The following is an 18,340-nucleotide window of genomic DNA, read 5'->3' on the forward strand; positions in this document are numbered from 1 at the left end:
GTTAAATATGAAAGTGAAAACAATTTTGGTGTCACAGCCTGAGCCTAAAGTGGAGAATTCCCCTTACTTTGAACTTCAACAAAAGCATAAAGTAAAAATTGATTTCAGACCTTTTATTCATGTAGAAGGAGTTAATGCAAAAGAGATTAGACTTCAAAAAATCGATCTTAATCATTACACAGCAATTATTTTAACGAGTAAAAATGCCGTAGATCATTTTTTCAGAGTGGCTGATGAAATGCGTTATAAAGTTCCAGAAGGATTAAAATATTTCTGCCAATCAGAAGCTATTGCTTTTTACCTGCAAAAATACGTAGTGTATAGAAAACGTAAAATCTACGTTGGACCAAAAGATTTTGCTGATTTATCTCCGCTGATAAAAAAATACAAAGACGAAAAATTCTTATTGCCTGCTTCAGACCAATTGAATGCCGATGCGCCAATAACGCTAAACGCATTAAAAGTAGACTGGACTCCAGCTGTTTTTTACAGAACGGTAATGAGTGATTTATCTGATTTAGCCGATGTATATTATGATGTTTTGGCTTTCTTTAGCCCAACCGGAATAAAATCATTGTTTATGAATTTCCCAGATTTCGAGCAAAACAATACTCGAATTGCAGTTTTTGGAAGCACTACTCAAAAAGAAGCGTTGGATCATGGATTAAGAGTCGATATTCTTGCACCAACACCAGCAACACCTTCGATGACAATGGCTTTGGAAAAATACATTATTGAAGCTAATAAAGGAAAATAAAAAATTACTTTTCAAAATAAAATCAAAAAGCCATTCGCAATCCGAATGGCTTTTTAATTTTAAAACAGTACTATATCAGTAGTTATTCACTAATAATTTTCTTTCGGTGCTCAATTCCCCAGTCCGTTAGGTTTCTTATTATAGTTTGTAATGTTTTTCCGTGTTCAGTAAGTTCATATCGAACCGTTATTGGTTGTGTGTCCAAAACTGTTCTTTTGATCAATTTATTTATTTCCAACTCTTTTAGTTCTTTACTCAACATTTTGTTAGAAATACCATTGATGTCATTTAAAATATCTGAAAATCTTCTTTTGTTGTAATAACAGATGGAAGAAATTATAGATATTTTCCATTTGCCACTTAACACATCCATTGAATCTTGGACTGCCATCATTTCTCTCTTATGCTCGTCTGTATTGTATTCGCTACATTTCATATTGTTTCTTGTTACCTTAATGTTACTCTGTTACTCCAATGTGATTGTAACTTTTAGAAACGAAGTTACTAAAATAAATTAGAGTGTTATAGCTTTGCTTCATAATTAATAAAATACACTATGAGTAAATTAAAAAACAAGGTTGCAGTTGTTACAGGTGCTTCTAAAGGAATAGGAGCTTCAATTGCAAAATATTTTGCAACAGAAGGTGCAAAAGTTGTCGTAAACTATTCTTCAAATAAAGAAGATGCGGAACAAGTTGTTCAAACCATAATTGATAATGGAGGAAATGCAATTGCTGTTCAAGGTGATGTATCAAAAGTATCTGATGTAGTTAGAATTTTTGAAGAAACTAAGAATGCTTTTGGTACTTTGGACATTTTAGTAAATAATGCAGGTATTTATCCCGCAGCACTAATACAAGATGTCACGGAAGAGTCGTTTCACAAACTTTTCAATGTTAATGTGTTAGGATCACTTTTAACCATTAAGGAAGCTGTTAAAATGTTTGGAAATGTTGGAGGAGTAATAATCAATATTAGTTCTGGAGTCAGCAACACGCCTTTAGCAATGATGTCTGAATATTCAGCTACTAAAGCGGCATTAGATGCCATTACCGTTTCTTTATCAAAAGAGTTTAGCGGCAGAAACATTCGAATCAATTCTATACTTCCTGGCGGTGTTGAAACCGAAGGCACAAGAACTGCAGGAATTACAGGTAGTGAATTAGAAAAGTCTATCATTGAAAAAACGCCACTTGGCCGTATCGGTCATCCTGATGATATAGCAAAGGTTGCTGTTTTCCTTGCTTCTGACGATTCAGGTTGGATTACTGGAGAAAAAATCACTGTTACTGGTGGTCTTTACGGATTGTAAAAATCCATAGTTCATTAGATTTATCACTTCATATTAAAATCAAAAAGCCATTCGCAATCAGAATGGCTTTTTTTTATGGCAAAAATTATAAAAACAACTTAGTATGCTTTTTACTAATCGTTTTTTACTTAAATTTGATTTCCAATTCAAACTAAATTTCACATTTTAGTTTAAAACAACAACTCATGAAAATCAATTCCCTAATAGTAGAAATTGACGGTATCGATAAAGAGATTTTACGCGACCTGATGGAAGATGCCCGAAAACCAATTCTTCAAATCGCCAATAAAATAGGAATTTCAGGAGCGGCAATTCACCAACGTTTGCGAAAACTGGAGCAATCCGGCGTTATTTCGGGATCAAAATTTACGGTAAACAATAAAATTCTGGGTTATAATACAATGGCTTTTGTTGGAATCTATTTGGACAAAGCCGCCCGAAATCCAGAAGCCGTAAGGGATTTAAAGAAAATACCTGAAGTATTGGAATGCCATTACACCACAGGAAACTGGTCGATTCTAATCAAAATTATTTGTCGGGATAACGAACATTTAATGCATTTACTCAACACCAAAATCCAAGCGATAGAAGGCGTTTCCAGAACAGAAACCTTCATTTCCTTAGACCAGCAAATCGATAGGCAGATACAACTATAGATTGTTAGATTGTTAGATTTATATGAACACAAAAAAGCCGTCTCGTTAAGATAACAAGACGGCTTTTTCTATAATTCTCTAAAGATCTAGTTTTCTAATAATCTAATCTCTTCTGCTTCCGCCCATATAAATGGAAACGTAATACAACAGCGTTGCGATAGATCCCAAAGCAGCCACGACATACGTTCTGGCAGCCCATTTAAGAGAATCTTTCGCTCCCGCTTGTTCTTGTTGCGTCAGCATTCTTTTGTTTTCTAACCAAGCCAATGCACGATTACTTGCATCATATTCGACCGGTAAAGTAACAATCGAAAACAAAGTGGTTGCGGCAAAAATGATAATCCCTACCAATAATAATTGCGGAAAAGTTTTCATCATCAAGATTCCGGCAAGCAAAATCCATTGCATGTACGTTGACGCCACATTCACCACTGGTACTAATTTAGAACGCATCGTCAGCCATTGATATCCTACAGCGTGTTGTACGGCGTGACCACATTCGTGCGCAGCAACAGCAGCCGCAGCGGCATTGCGTTGGTTGTAAACCGCCTCACTTAGATTCACGGTTTTATCTACCGGATTATAATGATCCGTCAAACGTCCCGGAGTAGAGATAACTCTCACATCACGAATTCCATTATCGGCAAGCATTTTCTCAGCGATTTCAGCGCCTGACATTCCGTTTTGTAATTGTAATTTAGAATAATGTTCAAATTTACTTTTTAGTCTTGAACTAACTAACCAGCTGAAAAGCATAATTGCTCCGGCAAGAATCAAATAACCCATTCCCATATTTTTGTTTTTTAATTGTATTGTTAAAGCTATAAAAAGAATCATCAAAATCTGAACCAATTTTTTACAATGTCAATTTGGCATTCTTGAAATGGAACACGGATTACACCGATTAAACTGATTGGCAAGGATTTTAATAAATTTAAAAAAAAATCCAAATCCCAAAAATGATTTTGGAATTTGGATTTTAATATATTTTGTAGAGACGCACCGTAGAGACGCACTGCAGTGCGTCTCTACAATATGACGTTCTGTATTTACCCCACCAAATTGATAATTTTTCCCGGAACAATAATCACCTTGTTTGGCGTTTTTCCTTCTAATTGTTTGATAGTTCTTTCGTCGTTCATTACAATTTCCTCGATTTGTTCCTTGGTTAAATCCAAAGGTAAAACCATTGTGAAACGCATTTTTCCGTTGAAAGAAACCGGATATTCTTTGCTGCTTTCTACCAAATGTGCAGGTTCGAATATTGGAAAATCAACCGTCGCAATTGAACCTGTATTTCCTAATAACGACCATAATTCTTCTGCGATGTGTGGTGCATACGGCGAAATCACAATTGCTAACGGTTCCAAAATTGCACGTGAATGACAGTTTTGAGTAGACAATTCATTCACACAAATCATAAACTGAGAAACCGATGTATTAAAAGAGAAACCTTCAATATCTTCCGCTACTTTCTTGATAGTTTTGTGTAATGACTTTAAGTTGTCTTTGGTTGGTTCATCATTGGTTACAATCAAACCATTATCATCAAAATACAAACGACATAGTTTTTTCAAGAAACCAAAAACTCCAGAAATTCCTGCCGTGTTCCAAGGTTTTGCTTGTTCCAATGGTCCTAAGAACATTTCATACAAACGCAACGTATCGGCTCCGTATTCTGTACAAATATCATCTGGAGTTACTACATTGTATTTGGATTTCGACATTTTTTCGATTTCGCGACCTACAATGTATTTCCCGTTTTCTTCAGTTATAAAGACAGCATCAGCATAATCCTCTCTCCAGTTTTTGAACTTTTCAATATCTAATTCATCTGAAGTATTAACCATTGCAACATCCACATGAATAGGCTGGACTTTTTGTCCATCGATTTTATTTTTAGAAACATACGTATTAGTCCCGTCTAATCTATAAACAAACGCACTCATCCCCAAAATCATTCCCTGATTAATCAGTTTTTTGAATGGTTCTTCGGTTGGCGCAAAACCTTTGTCTTTTAGGAATTTGTTCCAAAAACGGGAATACAATAAGTGTCCGGTTGCATGTTCGCTTCCGCCAATGTATAAATCCACACTTTCCCAATATGCCAAAGCATCTTTGCTTGCAAATTCATTCTCGTTATGCGCATCCATATAACGCATCCAATACCATGAACTTCCCGCCCAACCTGGCATCGTGTTCAATTCTAAAGGAAATATTGTCACATTATCTACTAACTGAGTACTAACAACTGAACACTGAACACTATCCCAAGCCCACGTAGTTGCATTTCCTAAAGGCGGTAAACCGTCTTCAGTTGGCAAATATTTTTCTACTTCCGGCAAGATGATTGGCAAATGTTGGGCATCAATCATTTGCGGCAAGCCATTCACATAATATACTGGAAACGGTTCTCCCCAATACCGCTGGCGAGAGAAAACAGCATCACGCAAACGGTAATTCGTTTTTCCTTTTCCTTGGTTTATTTTTTCTAATTCCTCAATTACTTTTTGAGTTCCTTTTTTGTAATCTAATCCATTTAGAAAATCAGAATCTACCAATTGAAAACCTTCTTTTGCTCCAAAAGCAGCTTCAGATATATCTTTATCAAAAATGTTTTTGATTTCCTGCATTCCGTTTTGACCTTTGAAGAAATTCGCAAAAGCATAATCTCTTTCGTCGCCACAAGGAACTGCCATAACCGCGCCTGTTCCGTAACCCGCCAAAACATAATCGCCAATCCAAACCGGAATTGGTTCTTTGGTAAACGGATGTTCAGCATAAGCACCCGTAAACACACCTGAAATGGTTTTTACATCAGCCATACGTTCTCTTTCGGAACGTTTTGACGTTTTTTCTATATAAGCATCTACTTCTGCTTTTTGTTCTGCAGTTGTAATTTGAGAAACTAATTCGTGTTCCGGAGCCAATGTCATGAACGTAACTCCAAAAATTGTATCGGGACGCGTTGTGAAAACCGCAATTTTAGCTTCTGAATTCTGAACATTGAATTCCACCGTTGCTCCAACGGATTTTCCAATCCAGTTTCTTTGACTTTCTTTGATGCTTTCACTCCAATCAATATCGTTTAATCCTTGTAACAAACGTTCTGCATAAGCCGAAATTCGCATGCTCCATTGCGTCATTTTTTTACGAACAACCGTAAAACCACCACGTTCTGAAACACCATTTACGATTTCGTCATTAGCCAAAACGGTTCCTAACCCAGGACACCAGTTCACCTCAGTCTCGGCTAAATACGTCAATCTGTATTGCAGCAAAATTTTCTCCTGCTGTTCTTTTGCGAAAGCGCTCCATTCATTTGCTGAAAAAGCTTCTATATTTTCATCGCAAACCGCATTGACATTAGCATTTCCTTCTGTTGAAAAAATGGAAACCAAAGTCGAAATATCTTCGGCTTTATCGCTGTTTTTATTGTACCAAGAATTGAATAATTGGATGAAAATCCATTGTGTATGTTTGTAATAATCGGGATTTGAAGTACGGACTTCTCTACTCCAATCAAAAGAAAATCCAATTTTGTCTAATTGCTTTCTGTAACCCGCAATTTTATTTCCTTCTTTATCAGTTCCACCGTCAATATTTACCGAAGTAGTATCTTCAGGACGTTGCCCCGTTTGTATCGCATATTGTTCCGCAGGCAATCCAAAACTGTCATAGCCCATTGGGTGCAACACATTAAAACCTTGGTGTCTTTTGTATCTTGAATACACATCAGAGGCGATATATCCCAGCGGATGACCAACGTGTAATCCCGCTCCAGATGGATAAGGAAACATATCAAGTACGTAATATTTAGGTTTTTCTGAGTTATTTTCGGCTTTAAACGTTGCGTTTTCTAACCAATATTTCTGCCATTTGGCCTCTATTTCGTTCGGATTGTATTTCATTCCTTTTTTTATTATTTTTTTAATGGAGCCATGCTGTCGCACACTCAAGTCATATTATAAGATTCAAAGTAACTCGGTTACTAAGTTGCTGTATTGTTTTTGGAGAAATGATTATTTCAAGGTGCCAAATTTACGTTTATTGTACGAAAGTTGAAACTTTGAGCGTTATTAACTTTAAATAAAGAAATTCTTTATTATTTTTACCCAATAATTTCAGTAAACTATGAGTTCTTCCTTTGATAAATTTCAAAAACGCAGATTAATTTCCTCTTATTTTTCAGTAGTGCTAAGTGTATTCTTAGTTTTATTTTTATTGGGTGTATTGGGTCTTTTTATCATAAATTCTAAAAAACTGGCTGACGATTTCAAAGAAAATATTGCCATGACCGTTTTTTTCAAGAACGAAGCTAACGACAGTATTTTAAAGGCTTTTGGAACTGAATTAAAATCGAGCCGTTTTGCAAAATCATACGATTATGTAACCAAAGAATCTGCCGCAAAACAACATACGGATATTATTGGAGAAGATTTCATGGAATTTCTTGGTGAAAATCCACTTCAAAACTCTTACGATATTCACCTGAAAGCCGATTATGTAATCAAGGACAGTATTGCAAAAATAGAAACCCGCTTGCGCAAAAACGCTATGGTTTCGGATATTGTGTATGACAAGCAATTAGTGAATCTAGTGAATGACAACATCAAAAAAGTAAGTATGTGGATTCTAGTAATCAGCGGATTTTTGGCCGTGATTGCTGTATTATTAATCAATAGTTCATTGCGTTTATCGATACATTCCAACCGATTTATAATTAAAACCATGCAAATGGTAGGCGCAACCAAAGCTTTTATCAGAAAACCATTTGTGGTAAGAAGTATAAAACTGGGAATGATTGGCGCAGGACTTGCAATTATTGCATTAATTGGCGTTTTGATTTACGTTCAAACTAATTTTCCAAATCTTGGTATACTTGACGATAAAGCTTTAATTGCATTGGTATTATTAGCTGTTTTAGGAATTGGAATATTGATTACCTGGTTAAGCACGTATTTTGCAACACAACGTTTCTTGAATTTAAGAACGGACGACCTTTATTAATTGTAGATAAAAAAAGCATTATCATTCAGCATTTTTAGATGCTGAACTAAATTCAGCATAAATGAAAAATAACGAACAGCAACCAGAATTTCTTTTTGACAAAATAAATTATAAAATTCTATTACTTGGAATTGGAGTAATTGCCTTAGGATTTATTCTAATGGCTGGCGGAGGAAGTGATGACCCAAATGTTTTCAATGAAGACATCTTCAATTTCAGAAGAATTCGATTGGCGCCAACTACCGTTTTAATCGGTTTTGGAATTACCGTTTATGCCATCCTTAAGAATCCAAAAAAATAGTAAACAGTGACTAGTAATAAGTTGCAGTATAAAGCAAACTATATCAACTGAACACTAAAAACTGAACACCGATCACTATATAATGAATACATTACAAGCATTTTTAATTGCTGTTATCGAAGGATTAACAGAATATCTTCCTGTTTCTTCAACAGCTCACATGGTTTTTCTAAGTTCATATTTTGGAATTCAAGAAGATGATTTTGTGAAACTATTCCAGGTTTCGATTCAATTTGGAGCCATTCTGGCCGTTGTCGCTTTGTATTGGAAGAAATTTTTCGATTTCTCTTCAAAAAGTGTTGCCATCAATTTTTACATAAAACTTATTTGCGCCGTAATTCCAGCTTTGGTTTTAGGGAAATTATTCGATGACAAGATTGAAGCGGTTCTTGGAGACCCTATTCCTATTGCGATTGTATTAATTTTAGGCGGAATCATTTTATTATTTATAGACAGTCGTTTTCAAAGTCCAACGGTTCTTCAGGAAGAGGACATTACCATTAAAAAAGCAGTAACTATTGGTTTTTGGCAATGTTTAGCGATGATGCCCGGAACAAGTCGTTCTGCTGCTTCTATAATTGGTGGTATGCAACAAGGATTAACGCGTCATGCTGCAGCAGAATTCTCCTTCTTTTTAGCGGTTCCAACGATGATGGCAGTAACATGCTACTCTGTATTCTTGAAAACCTACGAAACGTCACAAATGAAAGGCTACGAATTGATTTTAAAGTCAAACGAAAACATACAATTGTTCTTAATAGGAAATGTTGTTGCTTTTATTGTTGCCGTTATTGCCATTAAATTCTTCATTGAAATCATCAAAAAATACGGTTTCAAACCTTGGGGATGGTACCGAATAATGGTAGGTATTTTTTTATTGATCTATTTTTCATACTTAAAATAATTCCCATTGAAAACAGCCGAAGATTTCCAAAACGGACAAATTTTACTCATTGACAAACCCTTGAATTGGACTTCTTTTCAGGCGGTAAATAAAATGAAATGGGCTTTAATCAGTAAAGTTAATCTTCCAAAAAAATTCAAGATTGGTCATGCCGGAACTTTAGATCCTTTGGCAAGCGGATTATTGTTAGTTTGTACCGGAAAATTCACCAAAAGAATCACCGAGCTTCAAGGTCAAGCCAAAGAATATACAGGAACGTTCTATATTGGAGCCACAACGCCTTCCTATGATTTAGAAACCGAAATCGACCAAACTTTCCCAACAGAACATATTGACGAAGCTTTAATTCAAGAAACCGTAAAACAGTTTTTAGGAGAAATAGACCAGAAACCACCCATTTTTTCGGCTATAAAAAAAGATGGCGTACGCTTATACGAACATGCTCGCGCTGGAGAAACAATAGAAATTGCGAGCAGAAAAACAACCATTCACGAATTTGAAATCACTCGAATTGCACTTCCGGAAATAGATTTCAGAGTCGTTTGCAGCAAAGGAACTTACATTCGTTCCCTGGCTTTTGATTTTGGAAAAGCCATGAATTCAGGCTCCCACTTAACCGTTTTGCGCCGAACAAAAATTGGAGATTATAATGTGGCAGATGCAATGGACGTTACTTTATTTGAGGATAGTCTTACTTCAGAATAATACCAAAAGCAAAAACACATGACAAATCCAATATTAAAATTGAATTTGCGATGTGTTTTTTCTAAAGTTAAAGTAGTTTTAATCCATACTCTTTTGTCTAGGCTCACGCCGATTGCTTAATAATTAGTTGCTTTTTTACCCCCAAATAGTAAATGTGACAAATAATCATAAAACTTTTCAAATCGATTTTTCATGATGATGTTTTTTAAGTTGTGAAACAATATTTAAACACCATTAAAAAAGTAAATTAACAATAGACCTGGTTGGCAGTCACCAATTTACAAATTTTTTTTCGATACACAAAAAAATTAACAAAAAATAAACTTAATTATTTTACCCCAATAAATACTGAACCTCAGGTGACTTTGCATTGAAAATTTTGCTTGAAAACAATGATTTCTTGCTCTATACTAAAGCATTTTTCGGCATTTATAATGCATCCAAAGTTATGAATATTGCCGCTTTTAAAATTCTATTGTTCCAAATCAAGCATCAAGTTAACCAACTCATTTTGGGTACTGATTCCTTTATCATGCAAATACCACAATTGCAAGTTGGTTTTTGCCGTTTCATCAATAACCCCAAATTCTTTTTTATAATCCGTGATTAAATTGGTTGCGCCTATGGGTCTTGGTCCCCACTTTCCAAGAACACTTCCTGTTGCTTTCTCTACGACAATCACTATTGGAATTGATTTCTTTTTATTGGTCAAAAACAACTTCATCAACTCCTCATTTTCATCACGCAGAACAATCTTCAATTCTATTTTACCGGAATCGATTGCCATTTTATTGATAATTGGCAGGAGTTGGGCAGCATCACCACACCAACCTTCGGAAATTACTAACCAAATATATTCGTTTTTTAAGCTCTTTAATTTCAGACTATTTTCATCGGTAATTTTCATCGTTTTGTCCAAACGATTCATTCGGGTTTCATTCAACTCAGTGTAATGGGTTAAATTTTCCGATTGTTCATTACCTGTTGATTTTCCTTCAAGTAATAAATCTGAAACTAGCTTTCTATACTCCGCATAAGAGTGACTATTAAACAACGCTTTAGCTACTGGAATTTTCATAATGAATTATTTGTTTTTACAAAGTTACCATAAAATTGGAGCATAAATATGACATATGTCACTTTCAATTCCACAAAAAGAGTAATTTTATCACAAATAAAAAAGATGGATTTAAAAACAAAATCGATAGGATTAGTACTTTCCGGCGGCGGTTCTAAAGGTATAGCCCATGCTGGTGTTATTAAATTTTTAGAAGAGAAAAACATTCGTCCGTCTCAAATGGCAGGAACAAGCGCAGGTTCAATTGTTGGTGCCATGTATGCTTGGGGAAAAACTCCCGAAGAAATTCTGGAATTTTTCAAATCGATATACCTTTTTCACTGGAAGCATTTAACGTTCAAAAAAGCCGGATTAATTGATTCTGAATCCTTCAAATCCTATTTTCACACTATTTTTAAGGATGCTACATTAGGTGATTTGAAAATCCCGATTCAAATTACGGCTACTGATATGGTTCGTGGAAAATTAAAAATATTTGGTCCGGAAACAAAGATCATCGATGCAATTTTAGCTTCTTCTGCATTTCCCGGAATTTTGTCTCCGTATGAAATTAAAGGAAAAATATACAGTGACGGCGGGATATTGAATCATTTTCCGACTGATATTTTACAAGGACAATGCGACACATTAATAGGTGTTTATGTGAGTCCGATTCAAAAAATTGAAGCCAAAGATTTAAGTTCAATCAAAGCAGTAACTACACGAGCCTTTGATATCCTTTCGGCAAATTCAAATCTGCATAAATTCAATATTTGTGATTGGGTCATCGAGCCAAAGGATTTGTGCCTTTACAGCACCTTTGAAACCAATAAAGTGAAGATGAATGCTGTTTTCAACATTGGCTATGAAGCCGCCAAAAAATCGTACGAAAAACTTAATTTATAAAATTTCAGCAACATTATTTTAAAAAAAAAGAATATTCTATATTTGCACCAATCAACTCAACACACACATGAAATACAAAAGAATTCTTCTAAAACTAAGTGGAGAAGCTTTAATGGGCGACTTACAATACGGAATTGACCCAAAAAGATTAGCTGAATATGCCGATGAGATCAAGCAAATTCATGAAAAAGGAGTAGAAATAGCCATTGTAATAGGTGGTGGAAATATTTTTAGAGGAGTTGCCGGAGCGAGCGCAGGAATGGACAGAGTGCAAGGTGATTATATGGGAATGCTGGCTACAATTATCAACGGAATGGCTCTACAAGGCGCACTGGAAGATAAAGGAATGCTTACCCGCTTACAAACTGCCTTAAAAATTGAAGCGATTGCTGAGCCTTATATCAAGAGAAGAGCAGTACGTCACCTTGAAAAAGGAAGAATTGTGATTTTTGGAGCTGGAACTGGAAACCCATATTTTACAACTGATACAGCTGCCGTTTTACGTGGAGTGGAAATCAATGCCGATGTAATCCTAAAAGGAACCCGTGTTGATGGTATCTATGATTCTGATCCGGAGAAAAATGCTTCAGCCGTGAAATTTGATCATATTACTTTTGAAGATGTCCTTAAAAAAGGATTGAATGTAATGGACACGACTGCATTTACATTAAGCCAAGAAAATAAATTACCAATCGTAGTTTTCGACATGAACAAAGTAGGAAACTTATTGAAAATCTGCGATGGAGAAAATATAGGAACCGTAGTAAATATATAAATAGACAAATTAGATTGTTAGACTTTTAGATTGTCAGACAGTCTAAAGATCTAAAAATCTAAAAATCCAAAGATCTAAATTATGACTGAAGAAATTGAATTTATATTAGATAGTACTAAAGAATCTATGACAGGTTCTATTGCGCATTTAGAAAAAGAATTTTTGAATATTCGTGCAGGAAAAGCATCTCCGGCAATGCTTGGAAGCGTTTTTGTAGATTATTACGGATCTGCGACACCACTTTCTCAAGTATCAAAAATTAGTGTTCCTGATGCCAGAACAATCACATTGCAACCTTTTGAAAAAAATATGCTGCAAGTAATTGAAAAAGCAATTATGGTTGCCAACATTGGTTTTAATCCAATGAATAACGGTGATGTAATTATCATTAGCGTTCCCGCACTAACTGAGGAAAGAAGACGCGATCTTGCCAAACAAGCCAAAGTAGAAGCTGAAGACGCCAAAGTGGGGATTCGAAATGCTCGAAAAGATGCTAATACTGAAATCAAGAAATTAGAAAAAGAAGGAACATCAGAAGACATTTGCAAAAGTGCTGAAGAAGAAGTTCAAAACTTAACCAATACTTTCATCAGAAAAATAGATGAACTTTTAGTGGTGAAAGAAGCTGAAATCATGAAGGTGTAATTCCTTTTCAAATTATATTAAAAATCCGTCTCGTTAGTTTTACGAGACGGATTTTTTTATTGTTATTTTTGCGATACCAAAATGAGATTATACCCGTTTTGCAGTAAACCCTATTTATGAAGCAATTGTGTTTGTTCTTCTTTTTTTTAACGCTTTCGCTACAGGCGCAATTTCAGGTAAATGGCATTGTGAAAGAATCTACAACCAACAAGCCGTTGCCGTTTGCCACCATTACTACAAATAATGGCCTAAATACCATCTCTGATGTAGATGGAAAGTTTAGTATCGCAACAGCAATTCCCTTTACAGCTTTTGATATTTCTTATATTGGTTTCACCAAGGCTAGGATTGTCATCGAAAAAAACAAAAATTATTATGTTGTCGTTCTTTCACAAAAAACGGATGATTTGAATGAAGTGAAAATTTCAAATGAAAACCCGGCTTTGGGAATTATCCGGAAGGCAATCGAAAATAAGAATAACAACAATCCCCAAAAAAAACTTCGCAGTTTTGAATTTAAATCCTACAATAAACTCATTGTAACCGCAAATCCTGACTCTATTGATGGAAGAATCGATTCACTTTTTGTCCAAAAATCTATTGGGAAACAATTCTCAAAAATTGACTCTTCCGATTATAAATTTAAAGACGTCATACGCCAACAGCATCTTTTTCAAACCGAAAAAGTGTCACAATATCAATTTGCCAATAGTACATTAAAAGAAACGATATTAGGTACCAAAATGGCTGGTTTCAAGCAACCTGTTTATGAAATCATTGCTTTCAATTTACAGTCATTCTCTATTTACGATTCCAGTTACGAACTTTTTGAAACCAAATACAACAGTCCAATTGCCAATGATGCGCTAAACGATTACAACTATAAACTCTTGGATTCACTTATCATTGACGGCAGAAACACCTATATGATTTACTTCAAAAACAAGAAAAAAAGAAAAGCATCAGGACTGGAAGGTGTACTTTATATTGACCAAAATAATTTTGCTGTTGCCAAAGCGGTAATGCGCATAAAAGGCGTTCTTGACATTAGCGGAATTCATGATTTTAAGTACATTCCTACTGAAAAATTATGGTTTCCAACGGACAAAACGTTTAAAATTGTAAAGGGCAAAAATGATGACGATATAAAAATTCTTGGCGGAACGATTCAATTTGATGGCGATGTAGAACAAGATTTTAAAGAACGAAAAAAAGTTGCTTCAGACTTTACTTATTTGCTTTCGCACACGAATAATTTTGAAATTCAATATAACATTCCGATACAAATTAAAAAATCGGCGATTTACATCGAAATCAAAGACGATGCAATTAACAAACCAGAACATTTTTGGAACACTTACAGAAAAGACAGCTTAGACAGTCGAAGCCAAAAAACGTATTTGGCATTGGACAGTATTTCTTCCAAAAAACGAATTGAAAGCCGCATCCGTTTTGGTCGAAAAATCATCAACGGATATTTACCAATAGGAAAATTCGATTTAGACTTACGTAAATTATTCAGTTATAATAATTACGAAGGATTCAGATTGGGAATTGGCGGAGTCACCAATGAACAATTTTCAAAAAAATTCAGAATCGAAGGCTACACCGCTTATGGAACTAAGGATGGGAATTTCAAATACAATTTGGGAATGGCGACTCGGGTTGGCAAATTTTCTAATTCCTGGATTGGCGTTTCTTACACCGATGATGTTCGGGAAATTGCAAGCACCGTGTTTACAATTGATAAAAAAGCGTTCAAAATCTATGATCCAAGACCGATAAACATCAGTACATTTTACAATTATGTGAGTTGGAAAACATTTATAGAAACCAAAATCATTCCGAAAACAGAAAGTTTCTGGGAACTTTCCCGTGCCGCAATAGAACCAAAATTCAATTATATATTCAACCTCAACGAGAAATTATACTCGAGTTATGTAATGACAACCGCAATGGTTTCTTTGCGTTGGAATCCATTCAGCGATTACATGCAAACGCCTACGGGACGAATTGAAGTAGAAAAACGTTTCCCGAAATTCACTTTTCAATACACACAATCCCTGCCTAAGGTTATGCAAAATGATTTTGAATTCAGCAAATTTGATTTCAAAACAGAGTATGAAAAGAAATATTTAAACGGGCAAAAAACAAGTCTACTTTTCGAAGCCGGTTATGCTCTTGGTGATGTACCGCTGACACATTTATACAATACGTCTCCTAATAATATTACCAAAGAAACCATCATGCAGAGAATCACTTTTGCAGGAAAAAACAGTTTTGAAACCATGTTTTTCAATGAATTTTTCTCCAGTGAATATGCCTATTTTCAATTCAAACATGGTTTTAGCCGCGTAACATTATTCAAAAAAGTAAAACCTTCCTTAGTTCTTGTTTCCAGAATGGCTTGGGGAAATTTACGCAAACCGGAACAACATGTTGGATTGGATTACAAAACGCTGGACAAAGGTTATTTCGAATCTGGAATAGAGCTAAACCAAATTTATAACGGCTTGGGATTAGGCGGATTTTACCGTTACGGTCCAAACCAACTGAGTAAATTTCAAGATAATATTGCGGTAAAAATAAGTTTCGTCCTTAATCTGGGACTTTAATGGCTCGAAACGAATTTCAAACCAATAATCGAACTGATTAAAGTGGTAATGAAAAATATTCGCCAGAAATCAGCCGGTTCTTTAAATACAAAAATTCCAACAAGAACTGTTCCTACTGCCCCAATTCCTGTCCAAACCGCATAAGCCGTTCCAATAGGCAATGTTTGTGTGGCTTTGTAAAGCAACACCATACTTATTGCCAAGCATATTAAGAATCCGCCCAACCATAATGTTGATGTCATTCCTGAACTTTCTTTGGCTTTGCCCAAACAAGTCGCGAAACCCACTTCAAAAAGACCGCCTATAATCAATAAAATCCAGTTCATGTTAATGCTTTATAATTAATACCGAAGGAACACCGCTCAACCAAGTACTTCTGGAATCAACGAGTTCTTTCCAGCTTTCAAGACTGATTAACATTAAATCCTGTTGATCCAAAAATTCCTTTTTAATTATTTTATTGGTTATCAAACTAATGTTGTTTGGATGTTTTTGTTCCAAAGAATCTATAGCGCTATTCATCACAAAATTAGTCGTAAGATGCCCATTTACATCCAAAAGAATAATTTTAGAATTGTTATTGTAAATTAATTTTTGCACATAATCAATCAAAAAGGAATCTTCTGGGCTGAAAATTGGAATAAAAACATGGTTTACTTGCTGCAAATCTTTATCGATCAAAATCCCTATTGGCATCTTGGTTTTAGAAATAATCTGTCTGGTTCTTTCGTCAAAAGGGGAATTTTCAAACAAGCCTTCTTTTCCGGTGAACTTATCTATCAATCGATCCGGATTGATTATTCTTGTTGTAAAACCAATTACTTTTCCAAGAATGGTTCCTTCAAATATTGATTTTCCCAAACCTATCAGCAGTAAATCATAATCCCCTTGATTGGCAACATCGGCAATCTCGGTTTCAATATCCATCGTTGCTTTAAAAATGGTGGTAATATCCTGTTTGAGCAGTTGAGATTCTTCAACAATAGGGTAAAAACTATTTTTCTCTTTGTCTTCCATGTTAAAAGTATGCACCTCATCACTTAAAGATAAATGCATCACGGTAATACTGGAAGTGTTTTTTTGCCTTTTTATTAAACTATTGGCCAATCGCAACAAGGATTTTCCTTTTTCGTTGTTCCCGAATGAAATTAAAATTCGATATTTATTATGGTTTGTTTGTTCTATAATTTCAACACCATCTTTAGTCTTAAAAATATAATTGATTAAATCCAAAGCAGGTCCCGTCATAAAAGTAGTAACCAAAGCCATGATTACCATCATTGTAAACACTTCGGGAGTTAAAACTTTAAGTTCTAAACCGATGTTTAAAACAATCAATTCCATCAATCCTCTGGTGTTCATCAAGGCGCCAATAGTCAAACTGTCTCGCCAATTCTGTCCTACGAATTTGGCTGCCAAAGCGCTTCCTAAAAATTTTCCCACTACTGCTACCAAAATAATAAAACCGGTAACTTTCCATAAGTAAGGATCATTAATAAGGCCAATTTCGGTTTTCAAACCGGTGAAAACAAAAAACAAAGGCAGTAAAAGTATTAACGCAACATCCTCCACTTTTTCTATGAATATCGTTCTGAATTTTGGAACATCCGGCATAATAGCTCCCGCCATAAACGCTCCAAAAAGTGCATGAATCCCAATAACTTCAGTAGCATAGGACGAAAGAATCAGTACCAGGAAAAAGATTGCCACAACCGGTTTGATTATAGTGTCTTTTGAACCATACAAATCCCCAATTCTTTTCAAAAATGGTTTTACAATAAAAATCATGGCAACAACATAAAGTACTGCCAACATAATAATGTATAATGAACTGACAAAAGTTCCCGCTTTTACAATTGCAATTACCACGGCCAGAATACACCAGGCGGTAATATCATCGGCAGCGGCGCACGTAATGACAATGGCACCTAATTTCGTTTTATGAATTCCTCGTTCTTGAACAATTCTTGCCAAAACCGGGAAAGCGGTAATACTCAAGGCTATTCCCATAAACAAACTGAAAGCAAGGAATTTCACTCCTTCGGGAGCAAATCGATTGTAAACAAAATAAGCCAATCCAATCCCAAGTGCAAAAGGGATAACGATACTGGCATGACTGATTACCACCGCTTCATTGGCTTTGTTTTTCAGCACTTTCAAATCGAGTTCCATTCCTATGACGAACATAAAAAGTATCAATCCTATCTGACTCAAAAACTTTAAATTCCCTAAGGATTCAGCCGGAAATAATGCCCCGGAAAATTCAGGAAAATACAATCCCAATAAGGACGGTCCAAGAACAATTCCTGCAATAATCTCCCCGATTACTGATGGTTGTCCAATTTTCTTGAAAATCCAACCAAAAACTCGGGCAACAAGTATTATCGTTATAATTTGTGCCAAAAGGATGGCTAAAGGATCCTGAAAATTATGTTGCATAGAAGCTATAAAATCACCCCAAGAACCGTTTCCGCTTTCAGGCGTTACAATAACTTCACTTGCTTCTAATTTTTTTCCTTTACTAATAATCCAATACATTAATGCAGTGAAACCGCCTGTTACACCTAAATAAAACAATGTATTTTTATAATTCTTCATATCCATTTTTATGTATTCATGCTCAACTCTAAAAAAACAAAGATGAGAAATTCAAATGTATAATTTATATCCCACAAAATTATTTAATTGTAAAATAAA

17 protein-coding genes are annotated in these 18,340 nt (G+C 35.1%); 11 read left to right on the forward strand and 6 right to left on the reverse strand.

Annotation, left to right across the window (positions count from 1 at the left end; translation table 11 throughout):
- The first annotated feature begins 7 nt into the window (after positions 1–7).
- Complete coding sequence (locus C8C87_RS13485) at positions 8–757, forward strand: uroporphyrinogen-III synthase (protein ID WP_099714209.1); 750 nt, start codon at positions 8–10, stop codon at positions 755–757.
- Between the two features lie 82 nt (positions 758–839).
- Here C8C87_RS13485 and C8C87_RS13490 read toward each other — a convergent pair whose 3' ends face one another.
- The gene (locus tag C8C87_RS13490) at positions 840–1,193 is read right to left on the reverse strand and encodes a helix-turn-helix domain-containing protein (protein WP_121342944.1); all 354 of its coding nucleotides are present in this window, start codon (positions 1,191–1,193) and stop codon (positions 840–842) included.
- A 120-nt stretch (positions 1,194–1,313) separates the two neighbouring features.
- Here C8C87_RS13490 and C8C87_RS13495 point away from each other — a divergent pair, with 120 nt between their 5' ends.
- Together C8C87_RS13495 and C8C87_RS13500 are read left to right on the forward strand one after the other, a co-directional pair.
- Entirely contained in the window at positions 1,314–2,069 is a 756-nt protein-coding gene (locus C8C87_RS13495; RefSeq protein ID WP_121342945.1) for an SDR family NAD(P)-dependent oxidoreductase, read from the forward strand.
- A gap of 185 nt (positions 2,070–2,254) precedes the next feature.
- Positions 2,255–2,725, forward strand: a complete 471-nt coding sequence (locus C8C87_RS13500) for an Lrp/AsnC ligand binding domain-containing protein (RefSeq protein WP_099714208.1) — start codon at positions 2,255–2,257, stop codon at positions 2,723–2,725.
- A 102-nt stretch (positions 2,726–2,827) separates the two neighbouring features.
- Here C8C87_RS13500 and C8C87_RS13505 read toward each other — a convergent pair whose 3' ends face one another.
- On the reverse strand, positions 2,828–3,517 hold the full coding sequence (locus C8C87_RS13505; RefSeq protein WP_196852946.1) for a zinc metallopeptidase: 690 nt from the start codon (positions 3,515–3,517) through the stop codon (positions 2,828–2,830).
- Positions 3,518–3,774: 257 nt separating this feature from the next.
- Positions 3,775–6,636, reverse strand: a complete 2,862-nt coding sequence (gene leuS, locus C8C87_RS13515) for a leucine--tRNA ligase (protein ID WP_121343381.1) — start codon at positions 6,634–6,636, stop codon at positions 3,775–3,777.
- A 223-nt stretch (positions 6,637–6,859) separates the two neighbouring features.
- Between leuS and C8C87_RS13520 the strand changes: the two genes are divergently transcribed.
- The 4 genes from C8C87_RS13520 to truB all read left to right on the forward strand — a co-directional run bounded on the left by C8C87_RS13520 (position 6,860) and on the right by truB (position 9,645).
- Positions 6,860–7,735: an ABC transporter permease gene (locus tag C8C87_RS13520; RefSeq protein ID WP_121342947.1), complete on the forward strand. Its 876-nt coding sequence runs from the start codon at positions 6,860–6,862 to the stop codon at positions 7,733–7,735.
- A gap of 61 nt (positions 7,736–7,796) precedes the next feature.
- A complete protein-coding gene (locus tag C8C87_RS13525) occupies positions 7,797–8,036 on the forward strand; it encodes a DUF3098 domain-containing protein (protein ID WP_099714206.1) in 240 nt (79 codons plus the stop codon).
- Between the two features lie 82 nt (positions 8,037–8,118).
- A complete protein-coding gene (locus tag C8C87_RS13530; protein WP_121342948.1) occupies positions 8,119–8,940 on the forward strand; it encodes an undecaprenyl-diphosphate phosphatase in 822 nt (273 codons plus the stop codon).
- Positions 8,941–8,946: 6 nt separating this feature from the next.
- Positions 8,947–9,645 (forward strand): tRNA pseudouridine(55) synthase TruB, encoded by a 699-nt coding sequence (truB, locus tag C8C87_RS13535; protein WP_099714204.1) that lies wholly within the window; start codon positions 8,947–8,949, stop codon positions 9,643–9,645.
- A 472-nt stretch (positions 9,646–10,117) separates the two neighbouring features.
- Here the strand turns inward: truB and C8C87_RS13540 are convergent, their stop codons facing one another.
- Positions 10,118–10,723, reverse strand: coding sequence for a thioredoxin family protein (locus C8C87_RS13540; RefSeq protein ID WP_121342949.1), 606 nt, complete (start codon positions 10,721–10,723; stop codon positions 10,118–10,120).
- A 105-nt stretch (positions 10,724–10,828) separates the two neighbouring features.
- On the opposite strand from C8C87_RS13540, the gene C8C87_RS13545 reads away from it, so the two are divergent.
- The 4 genes from C8C87_RS13545 (at position 10,829) to C8C87_RS13560 (ending at position 15,643) form a co-directional block, all read left to right on the forward strand.
- Positions 10,829–11,608, forward strand: coding sequence for a patatin-like phospholipase family protein (locus C8C87_RS13545; protein WP_121343382.1), 780 nt, complete (start codon positions 10,829–10,831; stop codon positions 11,606–11,608).
- A gap of 67 nt (positions 11,609–11,675) precedes the next feature.
- The gene (gene pyrH / locus C8C87_RS13550; protein WP_099714202.1) at positions 11,676–12,383 is read left to right on the forward strand and encodes a UMP kinase; all 708 of its coding nucleotides are present in this window, start codon (positions 11,676–11,678) and stop codon (positions 12,381–12,383) included.
- A gap of 81 nt (positions 12,384–12,464) precedes the next feature.
- Complete coding sequence (frr, locus tag C8C87_RS13555) at positions 12,465–13,028, forward strand: ribosome recycling factor (RefSeq protein WP_121342950.1); 564 nt, start codon at positions 12,465–12,467, stop codon at positions 13,026–13,028.
- Positions 13,029–13,144: 116 nt separating this feature from the next.
- Entirely contained in the window at positions 13,145–15,643 is a 2,499-nt protein-coding gene (locus tag C8C87_RS13560) for a DUF5686 family protein (protein WP_121342951.1), read from the forward strand.
- Here C8C87_RS13560 and C8C87_RS13565 read toward each other — a convergent pair.
- Positions 15,640–15,969: a multidrug efflux SMR transporter gene (locus tag C8C87_RS13565; RefSeq protein ID WP_121342952.1), complete on the reverse strand. Its 330-nt coding sequence runs from the start codon at positions 15,967–15,969 to the stop codon at positions 15,640–15,642. The genes C8C87_RS13560 and C8C87_RS13565 overlap by 4 nt on opposite strands.
- A gap of 1 nt (position 15,970) precedes the next feature.
- A complete protein-coding gene (locus C8C87_RS13570) occupies positions 15,971–18,241 on the reverse strand; it encodes a cation:proton antiporter (protein ID WP_121343383.1) in 2,271 nt (756 codons plus the stop codon).
- Positions 18,242–18,340: the final 99 nt, after the last annotated feature.

Origin of the sequence: Flavobacterium sp. 120 (assembly GCF_003633605.1) — a bacterium.
Lineage (GTDB): Bacteria > Bacteroidota > Bacteroidia > Flavobacteriales > Flavobacteriaceae > Flavobacterium > Flavobacterium algoritolerans.